Below are 1,544 nucleotides of genomic sequence, written 5' to 3' on the forward strand. Positions count from 1 at the left end.
ACCTCCTAGTATATTGATGTTACGTACTCCAAAGAGTTTTGAGATAAAATTCTCGTAGCGGTCGGGGTACTACGATCACCTCCTTGGGACCATTGGTTCTCGACAGAAAGAATGTAGTCCCCGCCTTGCGAGCGTTTACGAATGAGCTGGATGTTGGAGGGGTTGACCCCTGTCTTCGAATCTCAAACTAGGTTGTAGATCGCAAGGTTGTGCGGTTCCGACCCATTTGGAGGTACGTGCTGTGTATTTTGTTGGTATTGACATTGCCAAACGCCATCATGAAGCCTGTATCATCGACTCAGCTGGACAGAGTCAAGGCAAGACACTACGTTTTCCAAACACGCAGGCTGGTGGCCAGAAGCTGATCCAGTGGATGCAGCATGTCGATCCCGATTTGTCATCCACAGAAGTCGCTCTAGAAGCTACAGGCCACTACTGGTTGGCGTTACACTCGTTTCTCCGTAAGCATGGTGTCAAGGTGCAGGTCATCAATCCCATTCAGTCGGATGCATTTCGCAACATGTACATTCGACAGACCAAAAATGACACGAAAGACGCATTCATCATTGCTGAGGTGTTGCGCTTTGGACGGTACACCACGACAGAACTCGGCAGTGACGAAATCGTTGCTTTACGGCAATTGAGCCGGTTTCGGTTCAGTCTGGTCGATTCCATTTCAGACCTAAAGCGGCAAGTCATCAGTGTGCTCGATATGTTGTTTCCCGAATACGAGCGACTGTTCTCCGACCTATTTGGCAAGACATCCTCCGAATTGTTGATGGAATACACAACACCGGAAGAAATCCTTGCCGTAGATACAGAAGAATTGGCGGCTTTCATGGCCAAACACAGTCGGAACCGTCTCGGACTGGACAAGGCGGAGGAGCTCAAGTCTGCCGCTGCCTCGTCGTTTGGCATTGACACAGCGCTGGATGCGTATCGGCTACAATTGCGCCTGCTTCTTCAGCAAATTCGCTTTACAGAGGAACAGTTAGAATCCCTGAACGCCGAGATAGAAAAACGCCTAAAGAGCATGGACACCAATCTCGTAACGATTCCGGGAATCGGTCCGGTTCTTGCTGCTGCGATACTCGGTGAAATCGGAGACATTTCCAGATTTCCAACTGGCGTCAAGCTCGTTGCGTTCGCCGGAATCGACCCTACGGTGCGAAGTTCGGGCGAATTTACCGGAACCCACAACCGAATGTCCAAACGAGGCTCACCGTACTTACGACGGGCGATTTGGCTTGCTGCAAATGTCGCCAAAATGCACAACCCAATCCTTAGGGATTTTTACGAACAGAAGCGTGCCCAAGGGAAACATCACCTGGCTGCAACGGGCGCTGTCGCCCGCAAAATGACGTACATCATTCATGCCGTTCTGCGGGATAAGAAGCCATACGAACCAATGGCGTAAGGTAGCGAATCGACTGAACATTCAAACCACGTCTGTCTTTGACAGGCTTATATAGATGCGCCTAAAAATCACTTCCCTTCATGGTTCTTAGAACTCGAAAGAGTGCTTGACATTAGATAGCTGGTCT

General features: G+C 49.8%; 1 protein-coding gene. It reads left to right on the top strand.

Annotated features, from left to right (window positions below):
- The first annotated feature begins 241 nt into the window (after positions 1-241).
- Positions 242-1,417, top strand: a complete 1,176-nt coding sequence (locus J3482_RS20000) for an IS110 family RNA-guided transposase (protein ID WP_206923061.1) — start codon at positions 242-244, stop codon at positions 1,415-1,417.
- Positions 1,418-1,544 lie beyond the last annotated feature (127 nt).

Origin of the sequence: Alicyclobacillus suci (assembly GCF_017329615.1) — a bacterium.
Taxonomy (GTDB): Bacteria; Bacillota; Bacilli; order Alicyclobacillales; family Alicyclobacillaceae; genus Alicyclobacillus; species Alicyclobacillus suci.